Below are 7221 nucleotides of genomic sequence, written 5' to 3'. Positions count from 1 at the left end.
TCGGCGTGCTGGGCGAGCAGGTCAGCACCTTCACCAAGATCGGCATCTCAATTACCGGACTCTACCTTGCCTGCATCGGCGGCGTCATGCAGTTCTTTCCAAATCTCGGTGCCAAAAAAGTCTGATCAGCCCAAGGAAGTTCCGCCCATGTCCAAAGCGATCCGCATCCACGCCAATGGTGGCCCGGAAGTCCTGACCTATGAGGACACCGATCCCGGCCGTCCGGGATCGGGGCAGATCCTGATCCGGCATACGGCGATCGGCCTCAATTTCATCGATGTCTATCACCGCACCGGCCTTTATCCGCCGCCTGGCGGATTTCCACTGGTTCCGGGCAGCGAGGCTGCAGGCGTGGTGCTAGAAGTCGGCCAGGACGTCGACTGGCTGAAGCCGGGCGACCGCATTGCCTATGCGACGAATGTCGGCGGCGCCTACGCCGAGCAACGTGTCATCGCGGCCAGCCAAGTGGTCAAGGTGCCGGACGGCATCAGCGACGAACAGGCGGCGGCGATGATGCTTAAAGGCATGACCGCCGAGTATCTGCTGCGGCGCACCTTCAAGGTGAAGGCAGGCGACACGATCCTGTTTCATGCCGCGGCCGGCGGCGTCGGGCTGATCCTCGGGCAGTGGGCTAGATATCTCGGCGCGACCGTCATCGGCACGGCCAGCTCAGCCGACAAGATCGAGCTCGCCAAGGCGCACGGCTTCGATCACGTCATCAACTACAAGGAGCAGGATTTCGTTGCCGGCGTCGCCGCCATCACCGGTGGCGGGAAATGCGACGTCGTCTACGATTCGGTCGGCAACGACACGTTTCCGGCGTCGCTCGATTGCCTCAATCCGCTCGGCATGTTCGTCAGCTTCGGCCAGTCCTCGGGATCAATCCCGCCATTCAGCATGTCATTGCTGGCCCAGAAGGGCTCGCTGTTCGCCACAAGGCCGACCTTGTTCGTCTACAATGCGAAACGCGAGGACCTCGAGGCCTCCGCCGCCGCCCTGTTCGAGGTCGTGCTCAGCGGCGCCGTGGAGATCAAGATCAACCAGCGCTATGCGCTCAAGGACGCCGGCAAGGCGCATTCCGACCTCGAGGGCCGCAGGACAACAGGGACCACCATTCTCATCCCTTAGTCCCTTCTGCCTTGCTATCCCTTGAATTTCCGCTGAAATTCTTGAAGCTCTTTCAAGACGCGTGCCGCTTTCCGATGAGAGCCGGCCGCGCCTACCATGCTTGCGGGAACACAGAACATATCTGGCTAACCAGATGGGAGGCACTGTGAGTGCAAATCAGGACGGCACGAACCTGCTCGAGGTCCGTGGTCTTACCAAGATATTCGGCACCCTGACGGCGTGCGATCATATCGATCTCGACATCGCCAAGGGTGAAATCCACGCCTTGCTCGGCGAAAACGGCGCCGGAAAGTCGACGCTGGTCAAGATGCTGTTCGGTTCGCTGGAGCCCAACTCCGGCGAGATTTTCTGGAACGGCCAGGCGGTCAGGATTTCCAGCCCGGGCGCGGCGAAAAAGCTCGGCATCGGCATGGTGTTCCAGCACTTCTCGCTGTTCGAGGCGCTGACCGCCGCCGAGAACATCGCGCTGTCGCTCGATGACGGTTCGCCGATCAGCAGCATCGCGGCGAAGGCGAGGGCGCTTTCCTACAGCTACGGCCTGCCGCTCGATCCGGAATCGCTGGTCGGCGACCTGTCGGTCGGCGAACGCCAGCGCATCGAGATCATCCGCTGCCTTCTGCAGACGCCGCAGCTCATCATCCTGGACGAGCCGACCTCGGTGTTGACGCCGCAGGAGGCCGACAAGCTGTTCGAGACGCTGGAGCGTCTGCGCTCGGAAGGCAAATCCATCCTCTACATCTCGCACCGGCTTGAAGAGGTCAAACGCATCTGCGACCGCGCCACCGTGTTGCGGCATGGCAAGGTGGTCGGCCACTGCAATCCGCGTGAGGAAACGGCCTCGTCGCTGGCCCGCATGATGGTCGGCAACGAAGTGCAGGCCGTGGTGCGTGCGCCGGTCGAGGGGATCGACAAGGCGCAGCCGCTGCTCGAGATCCGCAACCTCACCCGCAAGCCGGCAACGCCGTTCTCGATACCGCTCAAGGGCATCAACCTGAACGTCCGCGCCGGCGAGGTGATCGGCATTGCCGGTGTCGCCGGCAACGGCCAGGGCGAATTCTTCGAATCCGTCTCCGGCGAGGTGTTGCAGCAGGATGCCGCTTCCGTGCGCATCCGTGGCAAGGACGCGGGTGGCCTCACCATCACCGGACGTCGGTTGCTGGGCGCTGCCTTCGTGCCGGAAGAGCGCCTCGGCCACGGGGCCGCGCCGCGCATGAAGCTTTCCGAGAACCTGCTGCTGTCGCGCCATGCCACCGACGGCAAGGCGTTTGTCGGCGCCGGCGGAATGGTCAAGAGCGCTGCCATCTACACCGCCGCCCAACGCATCATCGTGGCAATGGACGTGCGCAAGAGCGCGCCGGATCCGGAAGCCGCGGCACTTTCGGGCGGCAATTTGCAGAAATTCATCGTCGGCCGTGAACTCGACCGCCGGCCGAGCGTCATGGTGGTCAACCAGCCGACCTGGGGTGTCGACGCGGGTGCCGCTGCCCACATCCGCCAGGCGTTGATCGAACTGTCGCGCAGCGGGTCGGCGGTGCTGGTGATCAGCCAGGATCTCGATGAGCTGTTCGAGATATCGGATGCGATCGCGGTCATGCACAATGGCGAACTGTCCAAGCCGTTGCCGATCGCCGAGGCGACCTTCGAGAAGGTTGGCTTGCTGATGGGCGGCGCCGAGCCCGGCCACGCCGAACATACGCTGGAGACGGCATGATGCGCCTCGAACTCGTCAAACGCCCACAGCGCTCCGCGCTGTTCTCGGCCCTGTCGCCATTCATCGCCTTTGCGCTGACGATCATCGCCGGCGCCATCATGTTCGCATTGCTTGGCGTCAACCCGTTGACCGCTTTCCGGATCTATTTCATCGAGCCGGTCAGCCAGGTCTGGCAGCTGCATGAACTGGCGATCAAGGCGGCGCCGCTCATCCTGATCGCTGTCGGCCTGTCGGTCTGCTACAAGGCCAACATCTGGAACATCGGCGCCGAAGGCCAGTTCATCCTGGGCGGCATTGTCGGCTCGATCATTCCGGTGCTGTTTCCGCAGTTCGAAAGCCCGCTGGTGCTGCCGCTGATGCTGCTGCTCGGCATGGTCGGCGGTGCCGCATATGCGGCGATCCCGGCTCTGCTCAAGACGCGCTTCGGCACCAACGAGATCCTGACCAGCCTAATGCTGGTCTATGTCGCCCAGCTCTTCCTCGACTGGCTGGTGCGAGGACCGTGGCGCGACCCGCAGGGCCATGGGTTCCCGCAGACCATTCAGTTCAACGACTCCGCCGTGCTGCCGGAGCTGATGCCGGATGCCGGACGGGCAAACTGGGGATTTGTCTTCGCGCTGGTCGCCGCGGTGCTGGTCTGGATCCTGATGAGCCGCATGCTGAAGGGTTTTGAAGTGCGCGTGCTGGGGTCAAGCCCGCGGGCAGGGCGCTTCGCCGGCTTCGGCCTCAACCGCATGGTGTTCTTCGCCTTCCTGCTGTCGGGTGCCCTGGCGGGCCTTGCCGGCATCTCGGAAGTCTCGGGCGCCATCGGCCAGCTGCAGCCTGTCATTTCGCCCGGCTACGGCTTCACCGCCATCATCGTGGCGTTCCTTGGCCGCCTTAATCCACTCGGCATCGTCGCCGCCGGTCTGGTGCTGGCGCTGACCTATCTCGGYGGTGAAGCCGTGCAAAGCGCGCTCGGCATCTCCGACAAGGTGGCGCGGGTGTTCCAGGGCATGCTGCTGTTCTTCGTGCTCGGCTGCGACACGCTCATTCACTACCGCATTCGCCTGATCGGCCTGGCGCTGACCAAACCGGAAAGCGCTGCAAAACTCGAAGCCGCGCCAAAGTTGAAGGAAGCCCGTTGATGGACATCACCATAAACATCCTTCTGACCATCGCCACGGCGGCAACTCCGTTGCTTATCGCTGCGATCGGCGAACTGGTGGTCGAGCGCTCCGGCGTGCTCAATCTCGGCGTCGAGGGCATGATGATCATGGGCGCCGTCGGTGGCTTCGGCGCCAGCTATCTCACCGGATCACCCTGGATCGGTTTGTTGGCGGCTATCGCCATGGGCGCGGTGTTCTCGCTGCTGTTTGCCGTCATGACCCTGTCGCTGGCCACCAACCAGGTGGCGACGGGCCTGTCGCTGACGCTGCTCGGCCTCGGCCTGTCCGGCATGATGGGGACGAGCTTTGTCGGCCAGCCAGGCGAACGGCTGCCCAACCTCGACATCCCCGGGCTGACCTCGATCCCCGTCGTCGGCAGATTGCTGTTCGGGCAGGATCCTATCTTCTACATCTCGATCGCGCTGACCGCGGCCGTCATGTGGTTCCTGTTCAAGACCCGTACCGGACTGACGCTGCGCTCGATCGGCGACAGCCACACGTCGGCCCATGCCCTGGGCATCCAGGTCATCCGCTATCGTTATCTCGCGGTGATCTTCGGCGGCGCCTGTGCCGGTCTGGCCGGCGGCCATCTGTCGTTGGTCTATACGCCGCAATGGGTCGAGAACATGACCGCCGGCCGCGGCTGGATCGCGCTGGCGCTGGTGGTGTTCGCCTCGTGGAGGCCATGGCGGGTGCTGGCCGGCGCCTACATCTTCGGCGCGGTGTGGATCGGCCAGCTTCATGCACAGGCTTTTGGCATTCCAGTGCCGTCACAGTTCCTTTCTTCGCTACCCTATCTGGCAACCGTCGTGGTTCTCGTTCTAATCTCGCGCAACAAGCGTCTGACGATGATGAACACGCCGGCTTCCTTGGGGCAGCCATTCGTTCCGGATCGTTGACAATAATAACAAACGGGAAGCTCCAAGGCTTAACACAGAGAGGTAACACAATGAAAAAACTGCTTATTGCCCTGATGACCACGACAGCGGCAGTTTCGCTGGCGGCGTCCGCAGAGGCAGCCGACAAATTGAAGGCTTGCTGGGTCTACACCGGCCCGATCGGTGATTTCGGCTATTCCTACCAGCACGACCAGGGCCGTCTCGAGGTGGAGAAGGCGCTCGGCGACAAGGTCGAAACCGCTTATCTCGAAAACGTCTCCGAAGGCCCCGATGCCGACCGTGCGTTCGAGCGGCTGGCGCGCGAAGGCTGCAAGATCATCTTCGGCACCTCCTTCGGCTTCATGGACCCGGAAGTGAAGGTCGCCAAGAAATTCCCCAAGGTGATGTTCGAGCACGCAACCGGCTACAAGACCGGTGACAATCTCGGCATCTACAATGCGCGTTTCTATGAAGGCCGCTATGTGCTCGGCCAGATCGCCGCCAAGGAATCGAAGGCCGGCGTTGCCGGCTACATCGTTTCCTTCCCGATCCCCGAAGTGGTGATGGGCATCAATTCCTTCATGCTCGGCGCACAGTCGATCAACCCGAACTTCAAGGCCAAGATCGTCTGGGTGAACTCGTGGTTCGATCCGGGCAAGGAAGCCGACGCCGCCAAGGCGCTGTTCGACCAAGGCGCCGACATCGTCGTCCAGCACACCGATTCGACCGCTGCCCTGCAGGTGGCCGAGGAGCGCAAGCTGCACGGCTTCGGCCAGTCCTCCGACATGATCAAGTTCGCGCCGAACGCGCAGCTGACCTCGCTCACCGACGAATGGGGTCCGTACTACATCAGCCGGGTCCAGGCGGCCCTCGACGGCACCTGGAAGCCTGACAATGTCTGGCTCGGCATCAAGGACGGCGCGGTCAAGCTCGCCCCCTTCACCAACATGCCCGACGACGTGAAGGCGATGGCCGAAGCCACCGAGAAGAAGATCGCCGGCGGCTGGAACCCCTTCACCGGACCGATCGCCAAGCAGGACGGCACGCCGTGGCTGAAGGATGGCGAGGTCGCCGACGACGGCACGCTGCTCGGCATGAATTTCTATGTGAAGGGCGTTGACGACAAGCTGCCGCAGTAAGCGGCGCGAGATTCCAAAAAGGAAAGGGGCGCCGCAGGGCGCCCTTTTTCATTCGGCGGGTTCCGTTGCGACCTGGGCACGACGAAACCTCGCCAAGCCGACATCGACCGCGCGGCCCAGCCAAATCCTGAGCAGCCGCTGCGCCGGTCGTTCGCAGATGCGCCAGATCGCCCAGGAAACGATGAGCATCAGTGCGGTGCAGCCAAAGGCTGCGAACCATTTGCCGACCAGGGGAGCCGCGGCGTTGATGACGAGATAACCGATGTTCTGGTGCAGGAGATAGAGCGGATAGGTCAGCCCACCCAGCGCCAGGGTGAGCGCCGATGACCGCACGCTATGACGCAACAGGACCGCGCCGATCAAGGCCGCGTGCATGACGACATTGGCGACAACGAGATTGGCCGACGAAACGGCGATGCCATAGTGATCCTGCATCCAGTGCTGGGTCACGGACAGTGTGCCGCATGAGATCAGGAACGATGCCGCGAGCAGCAGCAAGGCCGGCAGGGAACGGCCATGTGCGTGGAGGTGGTGGACCAGCACGCCGGCGGCGAAGAACGGCGCGAACTCGGTGATGAACAGCACCCTTGCCGCGCCGCTGCCGAGGAAGAATTCGTTCAAGGCCGAGATCGCCAGCCAGATGAWGATCAATTCCAGCTTGTGTCTCTGGAACAGCCCGGTGAACAGGGCCAGGGTCACCCAACCGTAGAAAACCAGTTCAAGAACGATCGACCAGTAGACGCCATCCACGAAAGGCTGGCCGAAGGCTGGCGCGAACATCGTCAGATTGGCGGCATACTGGGCGAAGGAGGCAGGAAGCAGCGTTGTGCCGGCAAGCACGACAATCGCGAAAGTGATGGTCATACAGAGCAGGAAACCCGGATAGAGGCGAACGAAACGTGCGATCGCGAACTGGTCCCAGCGGCGGTTTTCCGCCGACCAGGCAATGACAAAACCGCTGATCAGAAAGAACAGATTGACGCCGAGATAGCCATGGATGGCGAACGGTGCTGCACGTGGATACCCCTCGCCAAGGAAGCCTTCAGCGGCCGCGCCGCGAAAGAAATAGTGGAAGAGCACGACCGCCAGCGCCGCCGTCAGCCTGAGCAGGTCCAGCGTCGCGATGTGATCCTGGCTGGCAGGTCTGACGTCCATCCGAATTTCCGCATTTACGGTCTGGAAACCATACTGCGGATCGCGGCTGAACGGGTTAAGCG

The 7221-nt window shown here is 62.7% G+C and carries 6 protein-coding genes and 1 pseudogene; 6 read left to right on the top strand and 1 reads right to left on the bottom strand.

The window, feature by feature from the left end; translation table 11 throughout:
- The 6 genes and pseudogenes from ACXJ7R_RS20225 to ACXJ7R_RS20200 form a co-directional block, all read left to right on the top strand.
- Positions 1–125 (top strand): annotated as a pseudogene (locus ACXJ7R_RS20225) (phosphatidylcholine synthase); the annotation flags it as partial.
- Positions 126–147: 22 nt separating this feature from the next.
- Complete coding sequence (locus ACXJ7R_RS20220; RefSeq protein ID WP_457153395.1) at positions 148–1128, top strand: quinone oxidoreductase family protein; 981 nt, start codon at positions 148–150, stop codon at positions 1126–1128.
- 133 nt (positions 1129–1261) lie between these two features.
- Positions 1262–2839, top strand: coding sequence for an ABC transporter ATP-binding protein (locus ACXJ7R_RS20215; protein WP_457153394.1), 1578 nt, complete (start codon positions 1262–1264; stop codon positions 2837–2839).
- The gene (locus ACXJ7R_RS20210; RefSeq protein ID WP_457153393.1) at positions 2836–3966 is read left to right on the top strand and encodes an ABC transporter permease; all 1131 of its coding nucleotides are present in this window, start codon (positions 2836–2838) and stop codon (positions 3964–3966) included. Before ACXJ7R_RS20215 ends, ACXJ7R_RS20210 begins: the two co-directional genes overlap by 4 nt.
- Positions 3966–4886, top strand: a complete 921-nt coding sequence (locus ACXJ7R_RS20205; protein WP_095091569.1) for an ABC transporter permease — start codon at positions 3966–3968, stop codon at positions 4884–4886. Before ACXJ7R_RS20210 ends, ACXJ7R_RS20205 begins: the two co-directional genes overlap by 1 nt.
- A 50-nt stretch (positions 4887–4936) precedes the next feature.
- Positions 4937–6004, top strand: a complete 1068-nt coding sequence (locus ACXJ7R_RS20200; RefSeq protein ID WP_457153392.1) for a BMP family ABC transporter substrate-binding protein — start codon at positions 4937–4939, stop codon at positions 6002–6004.
- Between the two features lie 48 nt (positions 6005–6052).
- Here the strand turns inward: ACXJ7R_RS20200 and ACXJ7R_RS20195 are convergent.
- On the bottom strand, positions 6053–7221 hold a 1169-nt coding region (locus tag ACXJ7R_RS20195), incomplete at its 5' end, for an acyltransferase family protein (protein ID WP_457153391.1).

The sequence above is a fragment of the Mesorhizobium sp. P5_C1 genome, assembly GCF_054049815.1.
Note: the sequence above shows the minus strand (reverse complement) of the source record. Positions and strands in the feature narration are given on the sequence as shown.

Bases quoted from the DNA above. Each gene is read 5' to 3' on its own strand.
- ACXJ7R_RS20220 (WP_457153395.1), top strand. From the start codon at position 148: ATGTCCAAAGCGATCCGCATCCACGCCAATGGTGGCCCGGAAGTCCTG.
- ACXJ7R_RS20215 (WP_457153394.1), top strand. From the start codon at position 1,262: ATGGGAGGCACTGTGAGTGCAAATCAGGACGGCACGAACCTGCTCGAG.
- ACXJ7R_RS20205 (WP_095091569.1), top strand. From the start codon at position 3,966: ATGGACATCACCATAAACATCCTTCTGACCATCGCCACGGCGGCAACT.
- ACXJ7R_RS20200 (WP_457153392.1), top strand. From the start codon at position 4,937: ATGAAAAAACTGCTTATTGCCCTGATGACCACGACAGCGGCAGTTTCG.